Here is a 24,293-nt window from a genome sequence, read left to right as displayed (position 1 = left end):
ACGATGCAATGGACGGGGTAAAGCCGGTTCGGTTCAGTATCGTGCTGCGAGAGAACTTGCCTTGACGGCGTGAACGAATGATTTCGCAGGTATCGCCACCATATGACGCAGCATGCGATTTCGAGGAGTCTCGTAGACGAAAGCAACGCGCTTGAGGCAAATGCGCGGTGGAGAAGGACAAGAAACCACTAACGCAGCGGCGTCTCGAAGGAAGTCTAAAATCGCAAGCGGATCTTTCCACTCGCATACTGGCGACACCGGGTGACTCAAATCTTGGAGACTCGGCACCTATTGCCCGCACAGTTGTCGGTCGTTTCCGCGTTGAGGGAAGAAATCGACGCCGGAGAAGATCAATGCGTCAGCTCTCGCTGAAGTTAATTGATCGCTGCCCCTATAAGATCTGTCTGTTTCCTCTCGATTGCGGACGCGAAGCAGCATGCGCTGAGGCTTGAGACTGTGAAGTAGGCCGAGACCTTGAGGCTGCGTCTGCTTTCGAGCCTAGGCCGGCGTTGCGAAACCGGGGCGACAGCGGCGACTTTCCAGGCGGCTGCTCAATGACGCGCGACAGCGGCTTGGTTCGTGCTCTCCTTGCCGCCATTGGGACTGCGCGAACTGAACGCTTCACCACTTGCAAAACGGTAGGTGCGAGAACGGCCGAGCTAGAGCAATCGCCCACTCAGGACTTCATGTATCTTGAACATCGCGATCTTCGGGTCACCTTGTTCAACCAAGTTTCGAGCGGTAAGAAGCACGTCCTGTTCGAACGGATCGGGGATGACCACTCGCTCGACTTCTCGGATAAGCTGGAGCACGTCCATGCAGAGCAAGTCGGGATAGTTCCCCGCGCCGTATCGGCTCAACTCGTTTATCAGCACCGTCCATCGATCAGCCAACTGGTTGATAGTTTCCTGATACAGGCGCTGCATGGGTCGAATCCACGTAGGGAAACCATAATTTTTGCCCGCCGCACTCTGGCCATCTATTAGGGCGCGTACGGAGTACCCGGTGCGCCGCCGCTAGAAACTATGCCAATCCCGGCGGCTGCAAGGGCACTCTGTTCGTTTCGAGCGGCGCGCCGCAACAATCGGGGATCGGTTTCCCATTCGTCGCGCGTCCCAAGCGCGATGCGCGCGAAGCCTGGATGACTGGGGTTGAGCAGATAGTTGGTTTCAGCAGGAACGACCGCACTTGGCACCGCAAGCACTGCGCTCGTTCGCTTCTGCGCCCACATAGCACCAATCTGCTGCAATTCGGCCCGCGCACTAAGCTCCCGCCAGTCGGGCGGCAATTTCGCAGCATCGACGCGTTCGACGAGAATCTCAGGGATTCGGGCCGGAATCATCACATACCGCGCCCGCAGCGGCGAGTCCTGTACGAGCATCTCGAGCAGCGCGAGCGATTGTGTCTGCGCTGTATAGACGAGCGCGACGCCTTTTGGATTCCACCGTCCACCGTAGATTCGCGCGCCTTCGCCAGAGAAGGCGCTATCGGCATACCGCTCTGTCACCACCCGCCATGCAGTCAACGTCATGCAAAAATACCATGCTCGATGCGCCCGAGCGTATCCATCACGCTATCGGCACCAACGTCCGTATCGAGAAGACTGAGCGGCGTGGCGTCCCCAAGTGCCGCTGCCGGCGCCTTGAGCCACCCGATTGCCAGATCGAGATCTTCGAATACTTCCGCCGCGCGCGCCGCGACACGCGCGAGTCGTAGCAGCTTGGCCGACTCCTCGCGGCTGAAGACGCCTTCGCGCTTGCGCCGCGCCAAGGTGCGCTCCGGAATATCGAGCGCCTGCGCCAGTTCCGATTGCGAAAGCGCGATGGATTTGAGTATCGAGTCGAGCGCCTGCGAGGATATGCCGTGACGGACAATATCCACCCATTCGAGGCCGGACCGAGGAGCGCGACGCAAGACCGCGCGTCCGCCCAACAACGAATCCGCCGAAATTTTGTCGATAACGGTCATAGCATCTCCTGCCATTTGGCATCTATCTTACACCAAATTGGCAGCCTCAATAGCGGGCACCCTCCCGTCCTCAGCCTATTCAGCCTGCCGTTGGTTTTCGCGATCGGTTGTCGGCAACCTGTGCGCGGACTTCACCGTCGAGGCGACAGCGCACGTGCGGCAGCAGCGCGCGTAATGCATGCCGTATCTTGCGGCACATCGCGCACCCAGCATGAGTCGAGCGTCGAGACTCCCTCGGAAAGCACGATAGGCAAGCGGACTCGCAGCGATGAACAGTGCTTCGCGCGCGATCGCATCGCGTGTGGCGGGCGCGGAATCCATGAGGACCGCGTACGCCAGCACGCCCTCGCGATGCGCGCGCAGCACCGCGTCGTTGACGCGCTCAAGCAGATCAAAGTCGTCGCTGTGACGATCAACGCGCGCATGACTTCATCCGTCGTGCGCCCGCAAAAACCGGAAAAACTTGACGCCCTCGCGCAAGCGTCGCTCCATCACCTAGGCGCCCGCCAACATCTTTGCTCACCCTCGGTGCAATTGCTTGATGACTAACGTCGCGAGGTACCGCGGCTCATCGAACATCGTCGCAAGTTCGAAGAAGAACAGGAAGGCCAGCATATAGCCCACGGCCGGCCGGTATTCCATAAATCGCACGAAGAACGGCGCGAAGCGGGTGCGTACGGAGGGGCGTGTGAGGAGCCATGCGCAGAAGGCGCCGATGAGCGCGCCCCCGATGACGTCGGTCGGATAATGCAGCCCCAGATAGACGCGAGGCAGACACACCAAGATCACGCAATGCACGATCGCGAGTACGCCGATCCATCGCCAGATAAGGAAGATGCCGACGGCGATCGCCATCCAGAGCGCGGCATGATCACTGGGGAACGAACTCCACAGGCGCATGCCTCCGCCGGTTTGATCGGGTAGCGGAAACGACAAATGAACGGCGGGATCATACATCGGACGGAGACGGAACGGCAGCGTCAGCGCGAACAGACGGCCGAGCAGAAATGCCGCGAGCCCAGCGCACAGCGTCGCGACGACAGTCTCGCGGCGTTGCTGCTGGGCGTCTCCCTCCTGGAACCAGATGGCGCAGAGAATCGCGAGCGGAATGAGGCCTTTAGTGAAATAGAACTCGGCGATCGCGCGAACGGTGTGAGCGAACACGAAGGACGATCCGGCGATATGAACGAGCCAGTTCTGAATTGCTGTGTCAAAAGCGTTCATGTCTCGTGTCTCCGTACGTTTCTGTCAATTTTGCGAAAAAGCGTGTGTGCAGTCAGTCCGATTGCCTGTTCAATGCCTCGCACAAGTTCGGAGCCGATTGCCCGCCGAGCTTCAGCACGATGCATGCAATCTCTGGGGCCGGGACGGCCCCGGATTCGTCGTCATCGAGCGCAAAGTCGGCAAAGTCTTACGCCACGGGTCCCACCCGGAAACCGATGCATTTTGTTTAATTTCGTTATGCATAGTTAATTGCGTTCCACCCGGCGCTCATCAGATAGGGCCGTCCGGCTGCAGCCAGTCCATGAACTCCCTCATGTGTCTCGGCTTGTCGACATCAAGCGGCACCAGCGCGTAGTACTTCGATCCCTTCGACATTTGCTCAGGAAACGGGGTCTCGATACGACCCGCTGCACGATCGGAATCGAGCGTCGGAAACGGTCCGATCCCCACGCCTAATCCGTCGACTACCGCCTGCAGTGTGACGAAAAAGTGATCGAACCGCAGCATGCGGTTGGCTCGCAGCGTCGATCGATCTACCGCTTCGAGCCACGCTTCCCAGTCGGCAGGACGCGTTTCGCTAGTCAGCCAGGTCTGGGTCGCCAGATGCTCCACCTCCCTTATGGTTGTACGGGCGAGCAGCGCGGGACTCGCGATCACCGTATTCATTTCCTCAAGCAGCAGCCAACTCTGGAACTGGCCGCCCGGTGGCACATGGCGGCGAATCGCCAGATCGAAACTGCCACGCAGCTCTTTCTCGGTCGACATGGCCGTCGATACCCGTACGTCGACATCCGGGCGGATCGCCGAAAAGCCGGGCAACCGCGGGATCAGCCAGCGCATCGCGACCGTCGCTGAGGCGCTCAGCCGTATCACCTTCGTTTGCTGGCCTTTTCCATAGCGCTCGGCGGCATCAGCGACATGATCGAAAGCCGCGCTGATCTCGCGCGCAAATGCGCGAGCATGCGGCGTCGCCACCATGCTTTGTCTGTCGCGGGTGAACAACGGCTGACCGAGCCATTCTTCGAGGATGCCAATGTGCCGGCTGATGGCTCCGTGCGTCAGATTCAATTCTCGCGCGGCCGCCGAGTAACTTCCTGCGCGCGCGGCGACTTCGAAAACCCGCAGCGCATTTAGCGGCGGAAGTTTGTGTCTCACACTGAACCCTCGTATGTCAGTTTTTCTAGCACTCTCTGCGCAATTTTATCGATTGTGTGAGTAGATTGCACATCATACGCTGAGCATCAGTCAACACGAGAGGTGCTCCCCATGTCAGAACATATCGTCGTCAACGGCCGAAGCTATCGGACGCCATCCGCTCCTACCATCGTCGTCTGCATCGACGGCTGCGAGCAGGAGTACATCAATCAGGCGATCCTCGCGGGCAAGGCCCCGTTCCTCGCCAGCCTGCGTGAAGCCGGCGTGGGAACGGCGCTTACCGGCGATTGCGTCGTGCCGTCGTTCACCAATCCAAACAACCTTTCGATCGTCACGGGCAGGCCGCCATCAGTGCACGGCATCTGCGGCAACTTTTTTTTCGATGAGGCAAGCGGCGCCGAAGTGTTGATGAACGACCCGAAATATCTGCGCGCGCCGACGATCCTCGCCGAAATGGCACGCGCGGGAAGACGTGTCGCCGTGGTCACCGCGAAGGACAAACTGCGCGCGCTGCTGGGTCACGGTCTGCGCGGCATCTGCTTTTCCGCGGAAAAGGCCCAGGAAGCGCGCATCGACACGCACGGTGTCGAGCAGATTGTCGAGCGCGTCGGCATGCCGGTTCCCTCGGTGTACAGCGCTGAGCTGTCCGAGTTCGTGTTCGCGGCAGGTCTCGAACTGCTGCGTCACGAACGGCCTGACGTAATCTATCTATCCACGACCGACTACGTCCAGCATAAGCACGCGCCCGGCACGCCGGAAGCCAACGACTTCTACGCGATGATGGACCGCTACTTCGCGAAGTATCACGAAGCGGGGGCCGTACTCGCGATCACCGCCGATCACGGGATGAACGCGAAGACCGATGCGCTCGGCCGTCCGCGCGTGGTCTATCTGCAAGACCGGCTCGACGAACGGTTCGGCGAGCAAACATCGCGCGTGATCCTGCCCATCACCGATCCGTACGTCGTGCATCACGGTGCACTGGGATCGTACGCGACGATCTACGTGCGTGACCGAGACCGCGTTCGCGAGATCAGCCGCTTCGTCGCAAGTCTCGATGGCGTCGAGTCGGTGCTCGATCGCGCCGAAGCCAGCGAACGCTTCGAACTGCCGGCGGACCGTATCGGCGATCTCGTCGTACTCGGCGAACGGCTGACCGCGCTCGGGAGCGCCGCCGATCAGCACGACCTGTCGGGCCTTACGGTGCCGCTGCGTTCGCACGGCGGACTTTCCGAACAGAAAGTCCCGCTGATTTTGAACCGCAAGCTGCGCGAGCTCGACGGCGCGCGCCGTCTGCGCAACTTCGACGCATTCGATCTCGCGCTCAATCACGTCGCCTGAAGGCGCTTCCCCATCGTAAAAAAATCAAGCGGTCAGCGCGGCTCAGATCGCGCGCCGCAAGGAGACAAACATGCCCACGGATACCCGTGACGCGTTGCCGTATGCGTCGTTCGAATCGCAGACTTCGCTCACCCAATACCGGTGGCGTGCGCTGATCGGCGTTACGTTCTGCTACCTCTTCTACTACACCGGGCGACAGACGCTCGGATTCGCGGTCGCCGGCATCCAGCAGGATTTTGGTCTGTCGAAATTCGAAATCGGCTGGATCAGCGCGACGATGTTGTGGTGCTATGCGGGCGGCCAGTTCATCAACGGCAATCTCGGCGACAAGCTGGGCGGCAAGACGATGATGATCGCCGGTGCGATTCTGTCGCTGGCGGCGAACTGGCTCTTTAGCTTCGGCCACGCATTCGTGTTCTTGCTGATCGCGTGGGGCATGAACGGCTTCTTCCAGTCGATGGGATTCGCACCCGGCAGCCGCCTGCTGTCGAACTGGTGGGGACAGGAGCGTCGCGGCTTCGTGTACGGGGTGTACGTTGGCTTCTCCGGTTTTTCGTCCGTGCTCGCGTACGTGCTGCCGGTGCTGATCCTCGGCACGCTGCATCTCGGCTGGGTCTGGATCTTCCGCCTCGCGCCGCTGTCGATGCTGCTCGGCGCGCTCGTTCTACTGCTGTTCGTCGCCGAGAAACCGGAGGCGACGCAGGAAGAAGATCGCGATAGCGCGTCCGCTTCGGCCGATGCCGGCGACGATCTGACGAGCGCTGCGCGCTATCGGATCGTGCTGCGCAACTGGCGGCTCTACGTCACTGGCCTCGCGATCGGTTTCCAGAATGCCGCGCGGTATGCGCTGGTCGTCTGGGTGCCCGTGCATTTTCTCGGCACCGACTGGAAAGCGTCGGCCGCACTGATCGATCCGAAGTGGATCACGGTCGCGCTGCCGGTCGGCATGGCGCTAGGCTCGCTGTCCAATAGCTGGATTTCAGACGTGCTGTTCAAGGGGCGGCGCTACCTCGCGATCGTCTGGTACATGGCGATCGCATCGGCAACCGCGATGTGCATGATGTTCGCACCGCACGGTAGCCTGATTGGCGTGGCCCTGCTGTTCCTGTGCGGCTTTTTCACGTTCGGACCGGCTTCGTCGTTCTGGGCGCTGTGTCCGGATATCTTCGGGCGTCGCGCGGCCGGCACCGCGACTGGCGTACTCAACACAATGTCTTACCTATTCGCGGGCATCGGCGAACCCGTAATTGGTCATGTGATCGATGCGACGCGACAAACATCGGTGATATTTCCGATCGTCGCGGGGCTGTGCGCAGCAAGCGCGGTCATGTCGATGGCGATTCGGCGTTGAGCCACCGTGCGCGTTGGTGGAAGGTGGGAAGCGAGTCGGGGTTGCACTTCCACGAGCCGGGTGTACAGCACGCGAAATAGACCATGCCGGCACTTCCTGACGATCGTTTTCATCGCCTCACGATCGTACAAAGGTCAATTGGCATTGACACTCGCGACGGCACGCAACGCCCCGACGCTCGCATTCTAACCGTGCTCGTCAGGGGGGCCGTCGTGCACGCGGTCACCGGCAATCAAGGCATGAACTATGACACTTTCTCGTCGGTTGAAGGCGACCCCGGAATTGGCGTCACCGAGACATAGGTACCGAAAGCAGACGAGGTCAATGGACAAGCTACTGAATGGTCGATCCACGCAGCGAGCAGCGCGTCGCGCCCGAAGAGCCGTCCTCTGCGTTAGGTAAATCGTACGTTACATTAGCGCGCCGTGCAGTCTAGGGATGGAGGGTTAGCCCACAGTTCTGCCCGGAACCCGGAGAAACCACTTCAGAAAAACGCTCTATACTGTTTATATCGATGTTCATTCTTGGAAACGATTGTGACGCGCCTGGCCACCCCGAAACAAGGCTCAGAAGGGCCCCTTTCTTCCAAAAGAAAGAACGCCAGGGACGCGTCGATATCGGCTGCGAGTGAGAAATCGAAGAAGAAGGCGGGAAAAAAGCGGCCCACCCTTGTCGAGGTAACTTCCGTCGGCACCCAGCTGAAGGGCAAGGAGCGCGTGAGGAAGGAAAAGGTCGTGCGCGATTCCTTCACCATGCCACGAACAGACTATGAGAAGGTCGCCGCGCTAAAACAGAAATGTCTGGACGCGGGCGTCCATGTGAACAAGAGCGAGCTATTGCGGGCTGGCCTGCTTCTCCTGGAGGCTGCTTCAAAGGAAGACTTGTACGCGGTCGTGTCGGCGGTCGAAAGAATCAAGACGGGTAGACCGCCAAAGTCCCGTTAGATCGGCTTGCGATTGTCAGTGCGAGGAACTGCCGAAGCCAGCGCCGATCCGGCCAAGACGTACGCAGCCAGTCCAACGCTGAAGCCCATCGCATGGCGATTGGACCGCACTGCCTCTTTGAATGGCCGCTGATCCGGCATGCCCTACGAGTAGGCACGCGAGAAACCCGCTATCGGCGACAGATCACGCCCGTGGGCAACCTTTGTGACGGGGCAATACGATGAAGATGTCTCATAGATTGCGACAGCACCAAGCCGGTCCCATTTGGGGATTGGTTTTCGGTCTTCTGTTCACTGGCATCGGCATTGGTCTGTGGTGCTATGCACAGTTCGGCCGCGCCGCTGGACCTTTTGATGAATCGTTTGCTGTAGGAGCGTTAGTCGTCGGTCTATTTTCTGCGATCTATTCGGGGCGAGAGCTCCACCATATGCGCCAGTAGGTTTCGCTCGTTTGAGCGCTCCGGGGATAGGGACCACCTTGTGTTCCCGTCCGCCCCTTTCTCAATCGTGATAAACAGTGAGCCATTGGACTCCTGCACTTGCTCTCGCTCCTGCAGGCCCGCTCAGCCGTACCCCGCGCGAGTCGCTACTCTCGTCGCGATTATTCCGCCAGCGTTGCCCGCAGTTGCTGGTGTTCTCGCCGAAATACGGCTGCCTAATGGACGGCGCCGCTTGCGCGCTGGGAACCGACGTCCCCGTTTTCGTGGCTCACTCTGGCATACCTTCGCAATGTAAATGGGCGCCGTGGGCAAGAAATGCACCCTGATCAACAACATTGAACATCTGGCTCAGATGCTCGCCGCACTACTCGGAAGTGTCATCGGTTTGGAACGGGAGCAGCTGAACTGGGCGCGACGTCGTCGGCCAACGCCTTAGAAGAGTAGAAGAGCGCGGCTTCTGAACCCGAACGGGGATGTTGGGAGACGCGACACCGCTTCTGAGTTCGGTCTATGATCCAGCGATGTGATTGTTTTCGCTGCGACCTCCTTGCGCCGTCGGCCTCTGACCGGGAATCGCCGCGTTCGTTTCCTGTCGACTTCATCAAGGCCTGCAATGAAGCGTAGAGCTACCGTTATCTGCGAACGCGACGGACGTGTCCTTCTCGTCGCCCGAGCGCGTGGTCGATGGTCATTTCCAGGCGGACGGCAGATAGTCGGCGAAGAGCTCGGAAACGCTGCTGCGCGCGAACTGGCTGAAGAGACGCGCCTCGAAGCCACGCATGTTCGTTACGCCTTTCAGTTCCGGGGCTTGCGAACGCGACATTTTGTGTTTATCGCGTACGTGAGTCCGGACGCGCAGCCCGTGCCTTCCAACGAAATAGCGCACTGTAAATGGTTACGCCTCGAAGAATTGTCTCGCGTCGAGGCAAGCATACCGACCAAAGGCATCGCAGAGATATTGCTCAAACAAGCGAGAAGCCGGCACGGCAGCGCGCTGCGTGAAGCCATCGAGACGATGGCCGCATAGACGGAGTGTCTAAGGACCTACTCGCAGATGATTCATGCCTAGTTTTTGGGTGATTGCGCTATGAAGCTCCGCCAACGTCTCTCGCCATAGTGAATCGGCTCCATTTGTGACTCCGCGAAGCTTCTTCGGCACGATTTCCAAGAGCGCCTGCCCCTTCAGTGAGCGGTCTGAGTTACTCGCCGCCGGTCGACCGATATTGACGATTTCTAGGTTGCCAAGTGGTGTTTTCAGGATTTATGCCCGAGTATTGGGTAACGCCCATTTTTGCGCGGTTGACAAAATTCCTCAGAGTGCCCGCTCTAAGGTTCTTCGTGCGCCCTCCTCTTATATCGCCCGATCGCATGACCGCCTTCCACTCGCAAAGCCCGACACAAACGACTGAGCGGTGTTCGCGACCTTCCTCAAGCTAGGGCTGACTTCTTTCGGCGGACCCGTCGCACACCTCGGCTATTTTCGTGCGGAGTTCGTCACACGCCGAAAGTGGCTCGACGACGCAAGCTACACAGACCTCGTGGCGCTTTGCCAGTTCCTGCCGGGTCCGGCGAGCAGCCAAGTCGGCATCGCGATCGGCTTCGGGCGAGCAGGATGGCTTGGAGCGTTAGCGGCTTGGGCCGGGTTCACGTTACCGTCCGCTGCCGCGTTGATCGTGTTGGCGTTTGGAATGGCACGTTGGGCGCAACTGGCACAGTCTGGAGCCGTACACGGACTGAAGATCGCTGCAGTGGCTATCGTCGCTCAAGCGGTCGTGGGCATGAAGGCGTCGCTCTGCCCCGACCGTCCGACTTCGGGCATTGCTGTCAGCGCCGCTCTCATTGCACTCTCCATTCCGTCGGCCATCGGACAGTTGACTGCCATTGCGCTCGGCGGCGTTGTAGGGTGGCAAATGCTTCCCCTGAAACATTTGGCCCCGGCGCAGCATCGCCGCTATGAGATCAGCAGAACTCAAGGCATGATCCTGCTGACTGCCTTTGCATGCCTGCTGCTCTTGCTGCCCGGCCTTGCCAGTTTGACCGGCATGCAATGGGTTAAAGCAGCGGCTGTCTTCTATAGGTCCGGGGCCCTCGTTTTCGGCGGGGGTCACGTTGTGTTGCCATTGCTTCAAGCCAGCGTCGTGCCGCCTGGCTGGGTCGCCAACGATGTCTTCCTCGCCGGTTACGGTGCGGCTCAAGCCGTACCCGGCCCCCTCTTCACCTTTGCTGCATTCCTGGGTGCTGTCATGCCTTCACCCTTGGGCGGATGGCAAGGCGGCCTGGCCATGCTCGGGGCAATGTTCCTGCCGGCGTTCTTGCTCGTTTTGGGTGCCTTACCATTCTGGGAGACGCTTCGTCAGCGGGACGCAATACAGCGGGCAATGAGAGGCGTCAACGCGGCCGTGGTTGGAATTCTTGGAGCCGCGCTTTACGATCCGGTCTGGACGAGCGCCGTGCATTCGCGTTCAGACGTCGGACTCGCGCTGGCCGCGCTTGGCTTGTTGATGGTCGGCCGCGTGTCTCCGGTCTTCGTTGTGGCGCTGACAGCAGTCGGCGGATTTGTCTTCGCCGCCTGAACTGTCCCGAAGCGTACCGGCGCTCCTTAAGCCAGGGAACGTCCCATGAGATTCAGCACGGTGTGTCCTTGACAGCGGACCTGGAAGCCGAGCGAGCCAGTCGGCCATCGCCGTTCACCCCTCATTTTGATCGTCGCCGTCGGTCTTATTGGCGACCGTGTCACGTGTTCCACTTTTCGCGTGAAGGTGCGCTAGAAGTCCAGAGATCAGGCGCGTGACGTGAGATAGCCACGATTCCTGGGAAGACCATGTCCACCACGCGAAATGATGAAAGAACACGAAGGCGGCCCGGTAACCTCGTCGCCACGAGGCTGGAAGCCCTAGGTGGGGGAAACTCTCCAGCGGACGGTGCCCGACGGTCATTGCGCCAGGCGTGAGATATACCGCGGCCAAGATCAGCGTCGGAATCGAACATCCGCACGCCCCTATAAAAAGGAAAGCGGGAAAGCAATACCTGCCACGCCGAGCGACGCCGCACTTCGAGCCTCACCCATATCTCGCGCAACGGTTCAGGACGTTGGCCGTCGCATGCCGTATATCGGTTCCACCGACGACGTACACGACGAACTCAGCAATATTCGTCGCGTGGTCTCCGATGCGCTCGATACCCTTTGCCACGAACATGTAGTCGAGCGCCACGCTGATCATACGAGGGTGCTCGCTCATATAAGGCACCATCCGAGTCGCGAAGGCGCGAAATTCTTCATCGATCGCGAAGTCATCTTCCATGACTTGAATTGCCGCTTTCGTATCCATCCGTGCGAATGCATCAAGCGCCCTGTTCAAGATGTCGGACGCGAGCTGTCCCGCTCTTAGGACTTCGGCGAAGTCGAAAGCCTGAGGCTCGACCTGCTCGTCAATGCGCTTCGCACACTTGGCGACCTTGTGAGCTTCGTCTGCCGCTCTTTCGAGGTTGGAAGTACATTTCGAACTCGCCATCAGCAAACGCAAATCACGAGCCGCAGGCTGGCGCCGCGCGATCACTTGACCCAAGGCTTCATCGAGTTCTCGTTCGGCGAGGTTCACGTGCTTCTCGTCCTCAACGATCGCAGCGAATTCACGCGGGACGAACCGCTCGAGCAGCACAACCGCCCGAGTAACCTGCTGCTCCACCATGCCGCCCATGGCGAGCAGTCGAGTTGACAAACGCGCCAAGTCAGCATCGAACTGGCTTGAGAGGTGCTTATCCGTCACCATGGCTCCCGATTTTTGTGCATGTCTACCGGCCCAATGAACTTCCACCCAACTCCGATCGCACGCCTTTGCTAGTTCTCCACTAATCGTTCAGAACATTATCGGCTTCATCATTATTGCCGCGTACGAGCGTTGGTTCTGTGAAGTTGTCATGAAAACCGGATCGGACTGAAGAGATATCGAAGTCTTCGATCGGCCAGCCCGCCAGCGAAGCGCGAGCGTGCTACTTCGACACCCGGGTGGTCGGCGACTTTCGCCTGTCTGTGACAAACATGTCACAATCGCGGAACTCGCAGCGATGGGGCCTGAGGTCTTGCGCGCCAGGGACTTCATTCTCTTCTGGTTCGAACTCGCTCGGGACAGCCCATGCCGCGCGCTCGGCACCCGCGCGTCCAGAGACCGAGGCACGTCATGCCCCAGACGTACGAATACAACGGCTTCACCCTTCAGATCGCCATCGAGCATGATTTTCATCGCTCGCCGCCTTGCAGCAGCCAGCTCGGATACGTTGCGGTCGTCCGCATTTGTCAGCCGGGAACGATGCTCTCCTGGTTCTCTCCGCTCAGACTGGGCGAAGCAGGTGGTCGATCGTTCGCCAGCAGAGCAGAAGCACTGGACGGCGGCTTCAGTGCTGCCCAACGCATGGTCGACGACCTGCTTTGTTGAGCATATTGTCGAGTTGCCATCCGTGGACTCTGCTGAAGGCGTTGATCCGGCCCTGTGCGTATCCGTCGAATCCGCGGGTTTCCACCGCAGCACGATGTGATGATCGACGATGTCGGTCCGCTAAAGGGCATTAACCCGACGTAGTATTCCGGCGCGGCCCGTGTATGCCCCTTGAGCACCAGGGTACGGATCTGGTGCTCGACAACGGACGCTCATGCCCGCGACAACCGGCAACGGCTTGCCGTTTCAGCGTTTGCTATCGCCGCCTACAGAACATGAGTGGCCACCCACCATCCCGCCGCAGCAAGCGCAGCAGCAGCCGGAATCGTCAGCACCCAGGCCCAAACAATGTTTCCAGCCACACCCCACCGCACTGCGCTAAGCTTCTGAGTTGCGCCGACACCGACAATTGCGCCCGTGATCGTGTGAGTCGTCGACACCGGAATGCCGAGCCAGGACGCGGCGAAGAGTGTCAGCGCACCACCCGACTCCGCGCAAAAGCCTCCGACCGGCCTGAGCTTCGTGATCTTCTGTCCCATCGTGCGAACAATGCGCCAGCCGCCAAAGAGTGTGCCGACGCCCATGGACAAATAGCAGCCGCCGATCACCCAAAGCGGCGGCGCATCGGCGTTAACCGACGCATAGCCGGTGGCGATCAGCAGCATCCAGATGATCCCGATGGTCTTTTGCGCGTCGTTGCCACCGTGTCCAAGACTATAAAGACCCGCCGATACCAGTTGCAGCCGTCGAAAGCGGCGGTCGACTTTGCTAGGCGGGGTGCGGAAACAAATCCATGAGACGGCCAGCATGAAGCACGATCCGAGCACGAACCCGAGCAGCGGGGAGATGAAGATAAACGCGACCGTTTTGAGCAGCCCGTCGTAGTTGAGCGCACTCCAGCCCGACTTTGCAAGCGCGGAACCGACAAGGCCGCCGATCAGCGCATGCGACGAGCTCGATGGAATCCCGTACACCCAGGTAATCACGTTCCAGGCGATTGCACCGAAGAGCGCGCCAAAGATCACGTAATGGTCAACGATCGACGGGTCGATTGTGCCCTTCCCGACCGTCTGCGCCACCTTCAGATGGAAAACGAAATAGGCAATGACGTTGAACGTTGCAGCGAAGGCGACTGCCTGCTGCGGTTTCAATACCCCGGTCGACACGACGGTCGCGATCGAATTCGCTGCATCATGAAAACCGTTCATGAAGTCAAACAGAAGCGCGATCGCGACTAGCAGAACGACGATCCAAACTCCGAGCTGAATGGACTGCATCAGGCGTTTTCCAGCACGATGCCTTCGATAATGTTCGCAACGTCCTCGCACTTGTCGGTGATCGTCTCGAGCAACTCATAGACCGCCTTGAGCTTGATCAGCGTCTTGACGTCGTTTTCCTCACGGAATAGTTTGGACATCGCTGAGCGCAAGACACGGTCCGCGTCGGATTCCAGTCGGTCTATGTCCTCGCAGGCCTTCAGGATCTGAGGCGTTTGCTTCATGTTCGACAGCAGGCTGACCGCGAACTGCACGCGCTCCGCTGTCGAGCTGCAAATGCGCGCGAGCTGGCTCGCTTCGGATCCGACGGAACGCACATCGTAGAGTGAGATGGCGGTGGCGACGTCCTCCATCAGATCGAGGATGTCGTCCATGGTCGTGATCAGCTTGTGAATGACGTCGCGGTCGAACGGCGTGATGAACGTCTTGTGCAACAAGTCCATCGTTTCACGCGTGAGCTTGTCTGCCTCCTTCTCCGCCTTCTGCACGTTGCGCTTGTAGATTTCAGCGTCCTGCAGTAACTCGAGTTCCTTACTCGCCGCGACGATGCAAACTGCGTGTGCGTTGAAGATGTCGAAAAACCTGCCCTCGGTGGGCATGAACCTGCCGAACATGAAATCCCCCGATATAAGTCAGACCTTAGACTGTCACGAAAGGGTCATATTGTAGCTGCTCAACTGCGAACGACCTGCAATTGCGCGCCGGCACGAACAGCTAGTGGGCGTTCTCGTCCAGCACGAGCAAGTTGTCATGCGAAAAGCCAAGCGCGACCGGCTGGCCACGTTCGGGCAGGACCCGGTGGGGATCGTTGAAGAGGTCGAGAGTGACAACGGCCTTGCTGATTCGCGCGCGAATACGGACCACCGCACCAAGGAAGCTGATCTCTTCCACGGTGGCAGCAAGGGAATTCCGGCCGTTCGACGGCGGCTCCAGCAGGATCGACTCAGGCCGCAGCGCCAGCAGCCGCTCTTTGCCCGCATCGTCGGGCGGTAGCGGCCTCGACGTCACGAGTTCCTGCCCTTCTACCGCGATGCGACCGGTCGCGGGATCGATCACACGTCCAGCGAGGATGTTAAGCGTCCCCACGAACGAAGCGACGAAGCGTGTACGCGGAAAGTTGTAAATATCGAGCGGTGCGCCGACCTGCTCGACGCGCCCGTCGTTCATTACGACGATGCGGTCCGAAATTGACAGAGCTTCTTCCTGATCGTGCGTGACGAAGATCGACGTTATGCCGAGGTCACGCTGCAGTGCCCGAATGTCTTCACGCAGCGACACACGGATTTTTGCGTCGAGCGCGGACAGAGGTTCGTCGAGGAGCAGCACGTGTGGCTTGCTGGCAAGCGCACGCGCCAAAGCCACGCGCTGCTGCTGGCCACCCGATAATTGCCACGGATAACGCGCGGCGAGATGAGGCAGCTTGATGAGTTCGAGCATCGCAGCGACACGCTCATCCAACTCCTTTTGCGGGCGCTTTGCGACCTTCAGCGCGAAGCCGATGTTCTGCGCCACCGTCATGTTCGGAAACAGCGCATAGGCCTGGAACACCATACCGACCGCGCGCTCGCGCGTGCGCACATACGTGACGTCCCGTCCATCGAGGCGGATCGTGCCGCGCGTGGGCGTTTCGAATCCAGCGATCATGCGCAGCACGGTGGTTTTTCCGCATCCCGACGGCCCGAGAAAGGTGATGAATTCTCCCTTCTCGATCTTCATGTCGAACTGATGCAGTGCGACGTTCGGTCCGAACGTCTTGTGCAGATTGTCGATCTCGAGGAATGCCATGGGTCGTGGCCTCGCCGACTCAGATTTTATGGCCGGCCAGCGCGCGCGCCGAGCCGAACACCTGGATCAACCCCATCGATGCCCACGTGACAATGAAGGCGATGATCGCCAGCGCCGAGGGCTCGTAGGCGCGGTTCGCGCCGATGAGTTGCAGGTATGGGCCGAATGCCGGGCGATCCAAGAGGCTCGCGATCGTAAATTCGCCGATTACGACGGCGAACGTCAGGAAAGCCCCAGAGAGAATCCCTGAGCGCACATTTGGAAAGATCACGCGGAAAAGGATCGTCGTCCATCCGGCACCGAGGCACTCGGCTGCCTCGGTCAACGAGCGGACATCGACGGCGCGCATCCCTGCGTCGACGGCGCGGTACATGTAAGGCAGCGATAGCGTGACGTACCCGAACACGAGCAGCAGATCGGTCGCGCGCTCGTTGCTGGTGAGCGGCAGAATCGAACTGCTGTTGTAGATGCGCAAGTAGCCGAAGACGATGACGATGGCCGGTATCACGAGCGGCAGCAAGGTGATGAACTCGACGACCGGCCGCAACTTGGGCAGACGCAACTGCACCCAGTACGCGGTGGGCACGACGAGCAGCACGCCGATCACGATGGTGAGCAACCCCATCAGCACCGAATAGCCGAATGAAGCCTGGAAATGGGGATCGCCCAGCACGACCTTGTACGCATCGAAGCTATACGCACCGCGACGCATCCGCAGGCTGAACTCGAAGGTCGCGGCAAGTGGAATCAAAAAATATAGGGTGCCGATGATTATCGCGATCCAGGCACCCGCGCGGGACTGCGTTTTCATCGGCGACCTCTTTCGGCTCGTGCGCGCAACCAAATGTAGCCGCCATTCGACAGGCCCGTAACCACAATCATGCCGAGTGCAAGGGCGTAACCGAGATTCTGGTTATGCAATACGTCGCCGCGAATCTGCGCGTACAACAGGATCGGAACGATGTTGAGGGAGCTGCCCGTCAGCGCGTAGGCCGTGGCGACCGCGCCGAACGCGTTGGCGAATAGCAGCAAGGTCGCGCCTAGCAGGCTCGGCCAGAGGACCGGCAAACCGACGTAGCGCCAGTACTGCGCCGCCGTGCCGCCGAGGCAGTCGCACGCTTCGCGCCACTCGCGTTTCAGACCATCGAGGGCTGGGGTGATGATTAGCACCATCAAAGGTATCTGGAAGTACAGGTATGTGATGGTGAGGCCGAAGAAGCTGAGAATGCTGAAGCCGGTGGAATAGAGATTGAAGTCAAGATATTTCCTCGCCAGCACCGTCACGAGACCCACGCGCCCCAATGTGCAGATGAACGCGAAGGCAAGCGGCACGCCCGCGAAGTTGGATGCGACGCCCGAAAAGGTCATGAGCGTCGGGCGGATCCAAGCGGGCAACCGGCCGTGTACCGCGGCCCACGCAAGCAACGCACCGAAGATCGCCCCGCCAGCAGCGGATGCAACGCTCACTTTCACGCTGATCCAGTAGGCATCGAGCACAGCCGGTTGAAACAGCTCGCGAAGGTTCACCAGCGTGAAATGTCCCTGCGCGTCCTGAAACGCGCCGACCATCAGAAAAGCGGTGGGCAATAAAAGGAACAGCAGCGCGAACGCGAAAAACGGCGCGACCCCCGCATAAGTCAGCCAGCTCGCACCGCTGCTGTCACGCACGGGTCCGGATTTCGGCGCGGGCGCAGCCGGCGTCAGTAAGTCCGGGCCTGAGGCGCCTGGCTGCGGAGATGCGCTCATCGCGGCGGTCTCGCGCGTGCCTACTTCACATTCGCGCCAACGATCTGATCCCAGCCTTTGGTCACGGCGTCCTTCGTGGCGTTCTGCTGATCGAGCGTCGGAAAAACTGCGTTGCTGTAGGCCGACGCTGGCGGGAGCTTGGCGAGCAGCGCCTGCGGCACCTTCTTTTGCGCGACGAGCTCGTTATAGCGCATCGGATGACAATAGCCGGCCAGCCAGCCGAGTTGCCCTTCGTCGGAGTAGAGGAATTCCATCCAGAGCTTTGCGGCATTCGGGTGAGGCGCGTAAGCGCTGATCGCCTGCACATAGACGCCCGCCACCACGCCGGTCTTCGGCACGATCACCTGCACTTTCGGGTTGCCTTTAAGCGTGTCCCGATCCGCAAGCGCGTTGTAATCCCAGCGCACAATGATGGGCGTCGTGCCTTGCGCGAGCGACGCCGCCTTGCCGATCACCGGCACGAAGTTCCCGCTCTTGTTCAGATCGGCGAAGAACTTGAGGCCCGCCTGATCGGCCTTGGTTGCATCGCCCTTGCTTTGCGAAAGGCCCGCCGCATAAACCGCCTGAATCGCCTGGTTCGCGGAGCGTGGGTCGCCGGCGAGTGAGACGGCATTACGATAGTGTGACTTGAGCAGATCGCCCCAATCGGCCGGCGGCTTGTCGATCATGTCTGCGTTGACTTCGAACGCAAGCACGCCGTAGTAGTCACCGTACCAGTAACCGTCCGCGTCCTTGGAAGCAGCCGGGATAGACGCCCATGTCGCTACCTTGTAAGGCTGCAACAAGCCTTCTTTCTTTGCGGAGGGGCCGAACGACAGGCCGACATCGATCACATCGGGCGCCTGCGGTCCCTTGTTGCCTTTGTTCGCCTTGATGGCTTCGATCTCGTCGCCCGAGCCGGCGTCCGGATTGAGCTCATTAACGTGGATGCCGTATTTTTTCTGGAAGGCGTCAATCAGCGCACCGTATCCGCACCAGTCGTGAGGCAATGCGATCGTGGTCAACTGACCTTCCTGCTTGGCGGCAGCGACAAGCGCGTCGGGTGGAGCAGCTGATGCAGGGTTAATGCCGCCCCCAACCAGCCCTGCAGCCGCGGAAATCGAAAGGAAACGGCCCGCCCAGATACGCTTCATCGTCATCGCTGCTCCCAAAGAGGAAGATAGTGCGTTGAAGAGATCCGCCGATTGCTGATGCAGGCTAGATTCAAATCCTCAATTTTGCAAGCTGCCAAAAAAGTACAACTTCCTTCTACGGTAGATGTAAGCTGAACGGGACGTGCGAACGAAGCCCTCTGTTTGATTCCACAAATGAGCATTCCATATGTGGCAGAAAGACCGTCATCAGCGCATCTGCGCGCTCCTGTCGATGCTGGGGCAAGTCTCGAACGAAAGGATCGTGGCGGATCTTGGTGTGTCACGCGAAACGGTGCGCCGCGACCTGCTCGACCTGGAACAAACGGGCGCGCTGCGGCGCGTGCATGGGGGTGCCGTGCCCGTCGCCGACGAAGCACCGATCACCGAGCGCGCCCGCGCTCGGGTACGGGCAAAAACAGCGATCGCCAAGGCGGCGATCGGAATCATCCACGACGGTCAGACGGTATTCGTCGATGCCGGGACCACCACCGCCATTCTCGCTGACGAACTCGCGAAGCTCGCTAATCTCACAATCGTCACGAACTCGGTCGACGTCGCGCTCCGGTTGCGCGGCACATCAGAACCGCATGAGCGCGCACGCGCCAACAACGAAATTATCTTGCTTGGCGGCACGCTCAGTGATCGCGCGGCCGCCACCACGGGCGCGACGACCGTGCTGGACATTCGGCGCTATCGGGCAGATCTCGCGATGCTGTCGCCCGTCGGCATCGACCAGGACCACGGTGCGAGCAACTTCGATCGGGCGGAAGCAGAGATCGCCCGAGCGATGGTCGAGAATGCGGACCGCGTTGCGATACTCGCCGATCACAGCAAAATCGGCCAGCGCAGCCGCATCACGTTCTGCGCACCCCGCGAGATCGACGTCTTGGTGACGGACCGCAAGTCGGGCGAGGCAGCAGATTTCCGTGCGCTGAAGAAGACAGTGGGAAACCTGGTGCTTGCATGAGGGAACTCACTCCTTGACGTGCAGCGTGTCGAGGGAACGCCTGCGCAAGCGTGTGTCATGCAACGCGCCTGCCGCATCGAGCACCGGATAGGCTGTCGAACAGAAGAGGGAGTTCAATCGCTTCATGTTGCCGATGAGATCGAGGTGCAGCGCGCTGGTTTCCATGGTTCTCATGGACTGCCCTGCGAGCCGATCGAGATGTTTGTGGGAGTACGCCCGCTCGAGATCACGAAAGCGCTCCTTCTCCGCCAGCAACTGTTCGGCACACCGGAGGTCGTTGTTGAGGAACACGGACAGTCCGAGCCGCAGATTGCTGACAAGGCGTGCGTGCAGATCGTCGAGTTCTCCGAGGCCTTGCTCGGAGAACGCAAGGCGCTGGGAGATCTTCTTCTCTTCGATATCGCTCACGATTCGCTCGATGATGTCTCCGGCATGCTCAAGGTTGATCGTCAACGAAATGATGTCGGTCCAGCGACGGCTTTCCGCCTCGTCGAGTTGTTCACGGGATATCAGCGTCAGATAGCTTTTCACCTCGGCATAGAGTTGATCGACGTCGTCGTCCATGCGCATCGTCTCGCGAGCGACAGTGAGATCGTTTCGTCGTAGAAGGTCCGACACGTTATCGAGCATGACGCGCACGATGTCACCGATGCGGAGGACCTCCCGTGATGCGTTCGCCAACGCGAGACTCGGCGTTGCGAGCCCGGCTGGATCGAGATAGAGCGGGCGTAGTTCGCCCGTCGTGACCGCACGATCGGGCAGCAGGCGGCGGCTGATCGCAGCGACACGGTCGACGAGCGCGAGGCAAGCGCAACAGCGCACGAGGTTGTAGATCACATGAAATCCGACCACCGCTTCGCGCGGATTGGTGATCAGAACAGGCAATCCGCGTGCGAGCAGCGATGCAAACGGCAGGATGACGATAGCGCCAGCTAGCTTGAACGCAAAGCTGCCTGCAGAAAGCCGTCGTGCCGCCGCGTTCTGCGGAAACGCATTGAGCAGGGCCAGGAGCCCGCTGCCGAGATTCGCACCAACGACCAGGCACAAGGCGACCTTCAGCGAGATCACGCCCGATGAAGCCAGCGTCGCCGTCAGCAGGACGGCAGCGAGGCTCGAGTAAGAGAGCATCGCGAAGCCGGCGCCCACGAGCGCGTCAAGCATCGTGTCGCCCGTGAGCGCACTGAACATCACCCGCACGCCTGCACCCTGCATCATTGGCTGCGCCGCTTCGACGATGAGATGAAGCGCCAGAAGGATCAATCCAAGTCCGATGATCGTGCGTCCCACCTGTCCCGCTCGGGTCTGCTTGCGAGTGAGAAACAGCGGCACGCCAAAGAGGATCAGTATCGGCGAAAGCCATGACAGATCGAGCGTCAGCACGCGCGCCATCAACGCGGTTCCGACATCCGCGCCGAGCATGACGGTCAACCCGGCGGCCAGCGGCACTAATCCTTGGGCGGCAAACGACGTGACGATCACCGCTGTAGCGTTACTGCTCTGTACCAGGCTCGTGACGCCTATACCCGCAAGAAATGCTCGCCTCTTGCTGCCGGTACTGCGCCCCAGAATCGCACGAAGATCTGCGCCGAGTACCCGGAGAATGCCGGTACGGACAATATGTGAGCCCCACACCAAAAGAGCGACGCCAGATAACAAATTGAGCAGGATTAGCACGGCTGATTGGTTCCCTCTCAGAAGCAAAAGCGACGCGGCACTTTGATCTTGGAATTGTGACAGTAGTGTTACACACTTCCGCCGTGTTGCAATGGAGTTATCCTGCAATGCAACATACTTGCTTGGCGGGCCCATAAATAAGGGCAAGGTCTGTTGGCGAGTGAGCGTGCCGTTTCGGAATAAGCGATGAATCCGCTCAACGAAAAGAGCACATCGTTGATCACTTGAGATCTGAATCTGACCGAACCCGTCAGCAGGTAGATCGGCGCGGTCTCGTGCAGACCCACAATGGGATACCTGATCGTACTGTGCGTGGGTATGTTGGCCGGTATGTTAAGCGGCGCAATTTGGCACAGCCTCATCAATGACGTTGCTGCCCGCCACAGGCAGTTCCCATCATCGCAATTCGTCGCGATCATGAGGAATTTCGGCAAGGTGCTGTCGTGGTGGCGCGAGATCGACTGGAAAGCCTGACCGTCGCGCCAGATATCTTGCTAGGCGTTCGAACGCTGCTCGGGCCTCATTCCGTCGAGGTTGCGCTGAGTGTTCTTGGCCGGCGGCGTCGTATCGACCGGACCGATCACCGTGCCCCTTTTTCATGACCGATGATCTTGTGAAGGACGCGTTTCTCGCGACCGAGGCCGCCAGTTCGCTGGCGGTGTATGGCGCGACAGTCACCGCGTTTCACCGGTTCGGCGCTCTGCTCTCTCATATCATCGCGCGAAGACTGATCACCGGCGGTTCGATCATGGCGGACACACTTTGCGCGCACAGCATTGTTGCGGGCATGTCCGCGAACATATTCCGGGTTTGATCGACGCGCTGATGGTGTCGTCCGCTTATCGTTGCTTTGAACTGCAGTCCGCTGAAATCCGCGTTTGAGGCGATTCCCCTTGTACGAAACCCTTCCGTTACATATCGTTGGGTTATTCGAACGAAGTCACGGCGCAGGCCGCATTCGATGGCCGTCCAATTGGTTAGAGCAGAGAACGCGTGCCGGCTTGCTTGCCGGCACTGAGACATGCGAGGTGACCGCCATGGAATTCGTTCTATTACTTTCGATTTTCCTCACGTCCACTGGATATCTTCGCAAGGCTCGGTACCGCCAGCTCCGCCGACGGCGACTTCGCCCGCGCCACCGTCGGAGCCTGAACCCGCCGCCAACCGTTCCCTTGGTGCAAACAGGACGGTGGCCTCTCGAGAAGCGTGGAGTTCATAAGAGAAGGAATTACGTCAGTCTCGGCTTGGACATGTGGGGCGGTACCCCCGTGCTCTCTCGACCCGAATCTTCGTGGATGCAATACGAGCATAGGCTAAACGCGAGCCCGGCAAACGACGCTTGCGCCCGCATCACAACGCTTTGTACGGTGGCTTTGGCAATGGCTCCCCTTCAAGATGGGCCAGTGCCCAGTCCACTGCGAACAGCTTCGCCGCATTAGCTGAAGCAAATCGACCAATGTCATCAAAAATCTGCTGCGTTCCGTCTTCGGTACGAATAACCACGCTTGAGTTGAAGATTCGATCAATCTTGGTAATGATCGGCCTGATTTTTGAGCCTTTATGTTGCATTTCCATTAAAATTCACCTTAATTATTTTATTCTCAGGTTCTACGGGCGTCTATTTTCCACAAATTTACCTTTCTGAATAGTTTCGCGAAAACGACTGCTCTTTTAGTGGAAGCGTGCGTGGAGCATGGCAGGCACCTTTAAGCTACTTGGAGATCGCGCCCACGCCGCGGCAACCTGCTCGACGGCGTGTGGGACGGCGCCATTCGAGCAATTCAAGTTCTTACCGGGCATGCCGTAATGGCGTCCATGAAAGACGATCAACGACCCAGCCCCGCCTGGCGAGGCGCATTGATGGCCGAAGCTCATGCCCTCGCCTTGACTGTCGCCACAATTCGCAGGGCGCGCGGCAAGCCGAACCCCGAAGACTATGCGGTGGACTCGCCCGAGTGGCATGAAATCGCTGCGGACTTTGCGCGCGATGTCCTACGCATGCTCGAGTGCGATTCGGTTGGACTCAGCGATGAATTCGATGTCATCCACCGTGACGTCGATGACGACTACCTTGGAATCGGAGCCGCAGGCTGAGGTGCTAATCTCGATGATCCTGGAATGGCATCGCCGCTCGGCGAGATGATGCTGGCTAAGCACGTGCTCTCAACGGCAGTACGCTGAGGAGACCGCGACAACCGTACCTCGGCGGCCTTGCTGGTGTTCTTGGGCTACCCGTTCTATCAGGCGCTTATCGGTCACACGGTGATTCCGGTCGTCCTGTTTATACCCGTAGGTGATGTCTTTTCGCTGGCAAGCGGTACGTGCGAATCGGTTCTTGCCGACCAGTTCCCGGTTCAGGTGCGATTCAGCGGCATCGCGCTTTCGTATAACGCCTCGGTCCTCGTCTTCAGCGGTTTTGCACCGTTGCTCGCGACGATGCTGATCCGCGAAACGGGCTCGCTGGCTGCGCCCGCCTACTTCGTGATCGGCACCCTGGTATCGCGTTGCTCGCAAGTTTTGCATTGCCCGCTGGCCGATCGGCTTCGCGCGACGGATTGCGAGCGGATCGACTCAACGGCGAACCCTCGCGTTGAACCCCAATCGCCCGGGGCGCAAAGTCTGAGTCGAACGTGCTCCCCTAAGCAACCAGACGAGCCCGACCGCGTCACAAGCGCGTCGACACACCGACACGCGCGAGCGTCTGCAAGCGTTTGCTCGCAGACGCATCGGGCCGAAGCAACGCGTTGATCCACGCCAGCGTCACCGCGTTGTCGCCGCTAGCCGCGCTGATAAAAGACGTTGCGCGGACCTCGTCTTCTGGAGCTTGTTCGTTATTCAGTGCCGTCACCGATGACG

The 24,293-nt window shown here is 59.7% G+C and carries 26 protein-coding genes and 1 pseudogene; 13 read left to right on the top strand and 14 right to left on the bottom strand.

The features are described from left to right. Positions 1-554 precede the first annotated feature (554 nt). Positions 555-986, top strand: coding sequence for a hypothetical protein (locus AWB74_RS46640; RefSeq protein ID WP_160110369.1), 432 nt, complete (start codon positions 555-557; stop codon positions 984-986). Here the strand turns inward: AWB74_RS46640 and AWB74_RS39675 are convergent. Together AWB74_RS39675 and parS are read right to left on the bottom strand one after the other, a co-directional pair. Next, positions 983-1,531 carry an RES family NAD+ phosphorylase gene (locus AWB74_RS39675; protein WP_087039472.1) on the bottom strand — a complete coding sequence of 183 codons (549 nt, stop codon included), beginning with the start codon at positions 1,529-1,531 and terminating at the stop codon, positions 983-985. The genes AWB74_RS46640 and AWB74_RS39675 overlap by 4 nt on opposite strands. Beyond that, positions 1,528-1,968 carry a type II RES/Xre toxin-antitoxin system antitoxin gene (gene parS / locus AWB74_RS39670; RefSeq protein WP_087039471.1) on the bottom strand — a complete coding sequence of 147 codons (441 nt, stop codon included), beginning with the start codon at positions 1,966-1,968 and terminating at the stop codon, positions 1,528-1,530. Before parS ends, AWB74_RS39675 begins: the two co-directional genes overlap by 4 nt. Before the next feature lie 174 nt (positions 1,969-2,142). Between parS and AWB74_RS46040 the strand changes: the two genes are divergently transcribed. Further along, positions 2,143-2,517 (top strand): hypothetical protein, encoded by a 375-nt coding sequence (locus AWB74_RS46040; protein WP_143749438.1) that lies wholly within the window; start codon positions 2,143-2,145, stop codon positions 2,515-2,517. Here the strand turns inward: AWB74_RS46040 and AWB74_RS39660 are convergent. After that, on the bottom strand, positions 2,488-3,192 hold the full coding sequence (locus tag AWB74_RS39660) for a phosphatase PAP2 family protein (protein WP_061152025.1): 705 nt from the start codon (positions 3,190-3,192) through the stop codon (positions 2,488-2,490). The genes AWB74_RS46040 and AWB74_RS39660 overlap by 30 nt on opposite strands. Positions 3,193-3,462: 270 nt before the next feature. After that, entirely contained in the window at positions 3,463-4,347 is an 885-nt protein-coding gene (locus tag AWB74_RS39655) for a LysR substrate-binding domain-containing protein (protein WP_061152024.1), read from the bottom strand. 111 nt (positions 4,348-4,458) lie between these two features. On the opposite strand from AWB74_RS39655, the gene phnA reads away from it, so the two are divergent. The 6 genes from phnA (at position 4,459) to chrA (ending at position 10,995) form a co-directional block, all read left to right on the top strand. Further along, positions 4,459-5,688 (top strand): phosphonoacetate hydrolase, encoded by a 1,230-nt coding sequence (gene phnA, locus AWB74_RS39650; RefSeq protein WP_061152023.1) that lies wholly within the window; start codon positions 4,459-4,461, stop codon positions 5,686-5,688. Between the two features lie 70 nt (positions 5,689-5,758). Then, on the top strand, positions 5,759-7,039 hold the full coding sequence (locus tag AWB74_RS39645) for an MFS transporter (RefSeq protein ID WP_061152022.1): 1,281 nt from the start codon (positions 5,759-5,761) through the stop codon (positions 7,037-7,039). Between the two features lie 83 nt (positions 7,040-7,122). Next, a complete protein-coding gene (locus AWB74_RS39640) occupies positions 7,123-7,341 on the top strand; it encodes a hypothetical protein (RefSeq protein WP_061152021.1) in 219 nt (72 codons plus the stop codon). Positions 7,342-7,563: 222 nt separating this feature from the next. Further along, positions 7,564-7,983 (top strand): hypothetical protein, encoded by a 420-nt coding sequence (locus tag AWB74_RS47835; RefSeq protein WP_235024874.1) that lies wholly within the window; start codon positions 7,564-7,566, stop codon positions 7,981-7,983. Positions 7,984-9,035: 1,052 nt separating this feature from the next. Next, positions 9,036-9,449 carry an NUDIX hydrolase gene (locus tag AWB74_RS39625; protein ID WP_061152020.1) on the top strand — a complete coding sequence of 138 codons (414 nt, stop codon included), beginning with the start codon at positions 9,036-9,038 and terminating at the stop codon, positions 9,447-9,449. Between the two features lie 385 nt (positions 9,450-9,834). Then, positions 9,835-10,995 (top strand): chromate efflux transporter, encoded by a 1,161-nt coding sequence (gene chrA, locus AWB74_RS39620; protein ID WP_061152019.1) that lies wholly within the window; start codon positions 9,835-9,837, stop codon positions 10,993-10,995. 486 nt (positions 10,996-11,481) lie between these two features. Here the strand turns inward: chrA and phoU are convergent, their stop codons facing one another. Next, positions 11,482-12,189 (bottom strand): phosphate signaling complex protein PhoU, encoded by a 708-nt coding sequence (gene phoU, locus AWB74_RS39615; protein ID WP_061152029.1) that lies wholly within the window; start codon positions 12,187-12,189, stop codon positions 11,482-11,484. Between the two features lie 411 nt (positions 12,190-12,600). Between phoU and AWB74_RS39610 the strand changes: the two genes are divergently transcribed. Beyond that, positions 12,601-12,855 (top strand): hypothetical protein, encoded by a 255-nt coding sequence (locus tag AWB74_RS39610; protein ID WP_143749437.1) that lies wholly within the window; start codon positions 12,601-12,603, stop codon positions 12,853-12,855. A gap of 266 nt (positions 12,856-13,121) precedes the next feature. Here AWB74_RS39610 and AWB74_RS39605 read toward each other — a convergent pair whose 3' ends face one another. From AWB74_RS39605 to AWB74_RS39580, 6 genes are all read right to left on the bottom strand, one after another. Beyond that, positions 13,122-14,132, bottom strand: a complete 1,011-nt coding sequence (locus AWB74_RS39605; protein ID WP_061152017.1) for an inorganic phosphate transporter — start codon at positions 14,130-14,132, stop codon at positions 13,122-13,124. After that, entirely contained in the window at positions 14,132-14,746 is a 615-nt protein-coding gene (locus AWB74_RS39600) for a DUF47 domain-containing protein (protein ID WP_061152016.1), read from the bottom strand. The genes AWB74_RS39605 and AWB74_RS39600 overlap by 1 nt, the downstream gene beginning before the upstream one ends. Before the next feature lie 100 nt (positions 14,747-14,846). Further along, complete coding sequence (locus AWB74_RS39595) at positions 14,847-15,917, bottom strand: ABC transporter ATP-binding protein (protein WP_061128499.1); 1,071 nt, start codon at positions 15,915-15,917, stop codon at positions 14,847-14,849. Between the two features lie 19 nt (positions 15,918-15,936). Continuing rightward, a complete protein-coding gene (locus tag AWB74_RS39590) occupies positions 15,937-16,728 on the bottom strand; it encodes an ABC transporter permease (protein ID WP_061152015.1) in 792 nt (263 codons plus the stop codon). Further along, positions 16,725-17,663 carry an ABC transporter permease gene (locus tag AWB74_RS39585; RefSeq protein ID WP_061152014.1) on the bottom strand — a complete coding sequence of 313 codons (939 nt, stop codon included), beginning with the start codon at positions 17,661-17,663 and terminating at the stop codon, positions 16,725-16,727. The genes AWB74_RS39590 and AWB74_RS39585 overlap by 4 nt, the downstream gene beginning before the upstream one ends. Positions 17,664-17,683: 20 nt before the next feature. Next, a complete protein-coding gene (locus AWB74_RS39580; RefSeq protein WP_061152013.1) occupies positions 17,684-18,802 on the bottom strand; it encodes an ABC transporter substrate-binding protein in 1,119 nt (372 codons plus the stop codon). A gap of 181 nt (positions 18,803-18,983) precedes the next feature. On the opposite strand from AWB74_RS39580, the gene AWB74_RS39575 reads away from it, so the two are divergent. After that, on the top strand, positions 18,984-19,763 hold the full coding sequence (locus tag AWB74_RS39575) for a DeoR/GlpR family DNA-binding transcription regulator (protein ID WP_061152012.1): 780 nt from the start codon (positions 18,984-18,986) through the stop codon (positions 19,761-19,763). 6 nt (positions 19,764-19,769) lie between these two features. Here AWB74_RS39575 and AWB74_RS39570 read toward each other — a convergent pair whose 3' ends face one another. Beyond that, positions 19,770-21,437, bottom strand: coding sequence for a Na/Pi cotransporter family protein (locus AWB74_RS39570; protein ID WP_061152011.1), 1,668 nt, complete (start codon positions 21,435-21,437; stop codon positions 19,770-19,772). 288 nt (positions 21,438-21,725) lie between these two features. Between AWB74_RS39570 and AWB74_RS47825 the strand changes: the two genes are divergently transcribed. Then, the gene (locus AWB74_RS47825; RefSeq protein ID WP_061152010.1) at positions 21,726-21,911 is read left to right on the top strand and encodes a hypothetical protein; all 186 of its coding nucleotides are present in this window, start codon (positions 21,726-21,728) and stop codon (positions 21,909-21,911) included. Positions 21,912-22,050: 139 nt separating this feature from the next. Beyond that, on the top strand, positions 22,051-22,251 hold the full coding sequence (locus tag AWB74_RS47820; RefSeq protein ID WP_235024873.1) for a hypothetical protein: 201 nt from the start codon (positions 22,051-22,053) through the stop codon (positions 22,249-22,251). Positions 22,252-22,787: 536 nt separating this feature from the next. On the opposite strand, the gene AWB74_RS39560 is transcribed toward AWB74_RS47820, so the two are convergent. Continuing rightward, positions 22,788-23,012 carry a hypothetical protein gene (locus tag AWB74_RS39560; RefSeq protein ID WP_061152008.1) on the bottom strand — a complete coding sequence of 75 codons (225 nt, stop codon included), beginning with the start codon at positions 23,010-23,012 and terminating at the stop codon, positions 22,788-22,790. 240 nt (positions 23,013-23,252) lie between these two features. On the opposite strand from AWB74_RS39560, the gene AWB74_RS39555 reads away from it, so the two are divergent. Then, the gene (locus AWB74_RS39555) at positions 23,253-23,531 is read left to right on the top strand and encodes a hypothetical protein (protein WP_235024872.1); all 279 of its coding nucleotides are present in this window, start codon (positions 23,253-23,255) and stop codon (positions 23,529-23,531) included. Between the two features lie 571 nt (positions 23,532-24,102). Here the strand turns inward: AWB74_RS39555 and AWB74_RS47815 are convergent. Next, positions 24,103-24,293 (bottom strand): annotated as a pseudogene (locus AWB74_RS47815) (hypothetical protein); the annotation flags it as partial.

It is taken from the genome of Caballeronia arvi (assembly GCF_001544695.2).
GTDB lineage: Bacteria > Pseudomonadota > Gammaproteobacteria > Burkholderiales > Burkholderiaceae > Caballeronia > Caballeronia arvi.
This window is presented reverse-complemented; position numbering and strand designations above follow the sequence as displayed.

Coding starts and splice junctions, on each gene's coding strand:
- AWB74_RS46640 (WP_160110369.1), top strand. CDS start 555: ATGACGCGCGACAGCGGCTTGGTTCGTGCTCTCCTTGCCGCCATTGGG.
- AWB74_RS39675 (WP_087039472.1), bottom strand. CDS start 1,531: ATGACGTTGACTGCATGGCGGGTGGTGACAGAGCGGTATGCCGATAGC.
- parS (WP_087039471.1), bottom strand. CDS start 1,968: ATGACCGTTATCGACAAAATTTCGGCGGATTCGTTGTTGGGCGGACGC.
- AWB74_RS46040 (WP_143749438.1), top strand. CDS start 2,143: ATGCATGCCGTATCTTGCGGCACATCGCGCACCCAGCATGAGTCGAGC.
- AWB74_RS39660 (WP_061152025.1), bottom strand. CDS start 3,192: ATGAACGCTTTTGACACAGCAATTCAGAACTGGCTCGTTCATATCGCC.
- phnA (WP_061152023.1), top strand. CDS start 4,459: ATGTCAGAACATATCGTCGTCAACGGCCGAAGCTATCGGACGCCATCC.
- AWB74_RS39645 (WP_061152022.1), top strand. CDS start 5,759: ATGCCCACGGATACCCGTGACGCGTTGCCGTATGCGTCGTTCGAATCG.
- AWB74_RS39640 (WP_061152021.1), top strand. CDS start 7,123: ATGCCGGCACTTCCTGACGATCGTTTTCATCGCCTCACGATCGTACAA.
- AWB74_RS39625 (WP_061152020.1), top strand. CDS start 9,036: ATGAAGCGTAGAGCTACCGTTATCTGCGAACGCGACGGACGTGTCCTT.
- AWB74_RS39610 (WP_143749437.1), top strand. CDS start 12,601: ATGCCCCAGACGTACGAATACAACGGCTTCACCCTTCAGATCGCCATC.
- AWB74_RS39605 (WP_061152017.1), bottom strand. CDS start 14,132: ATGCAGTCCATTCAGCTCGGAGTTTGGATCGTCGTTCTGCTAGTCGCG.
- AWB74_RS39600 (WP_061152016.1), bottom strand. CDS start 14,746: ATGTTCGGCAGGTTCATGCCCACCGAGGGCAGGTTTTTCGACATCTTC.
- AWB74_RS39595 (WP_061128499.1), bottom strand. CDS start 15,917: ATGGCATTCCTCGAGATCGACAATCTGCACAAGACGTTCGGACCGAAC.
- AWB74_RS39590 (WP_061152015.1), bottom strand. CDS start 16,728: ATGAAAACGCAGTCCCGCGCGGGTGCCTGGATCGCGATAATCATCGGC.
- AWB74_RS39585 (WP_061152014.1), bottom strand. CDS start 17,663: ATGAGCGCATCTCCGCAGCCAGGCGCCTCAGGCCCGGACTTACTGACG.
- AWB74_RS39580 (WP_061152013.1), bottom strand. CDS start 18,802: ATGACGATGAAGCGTATCTGGGCGGGCCGTTTCCTTTCGATTTCCGCG.
- AWB74_RS39575 (WP_061152012.1), top strand. CDS start 18,984: ATGTGGCAGAAAGACCGTCATCAGCGCATCTGCGCGCTCCTGTCGATG.
- AWB74_RS47825 (WP_061152010.1), top strand. CDS start 21,726: ATGGGATACCTGATCGTACTGTGCGTGGGTATGTTGGCCGGTATGTTA.
- AWB74_RS39560 (WP_061152008.1), bottom strand. CDS start 23,012: ATGGAAATGCAACATAAAGGCTCAAAAATCAGGCCGATCATTACCAAG.
- AWB74_RS39555 (WP_235024872.1), top strand. CDS start 23,253: ATGAAAGACGATCAACGACCCAGCCCCGCCTGGCGAGGCGCATTGATG.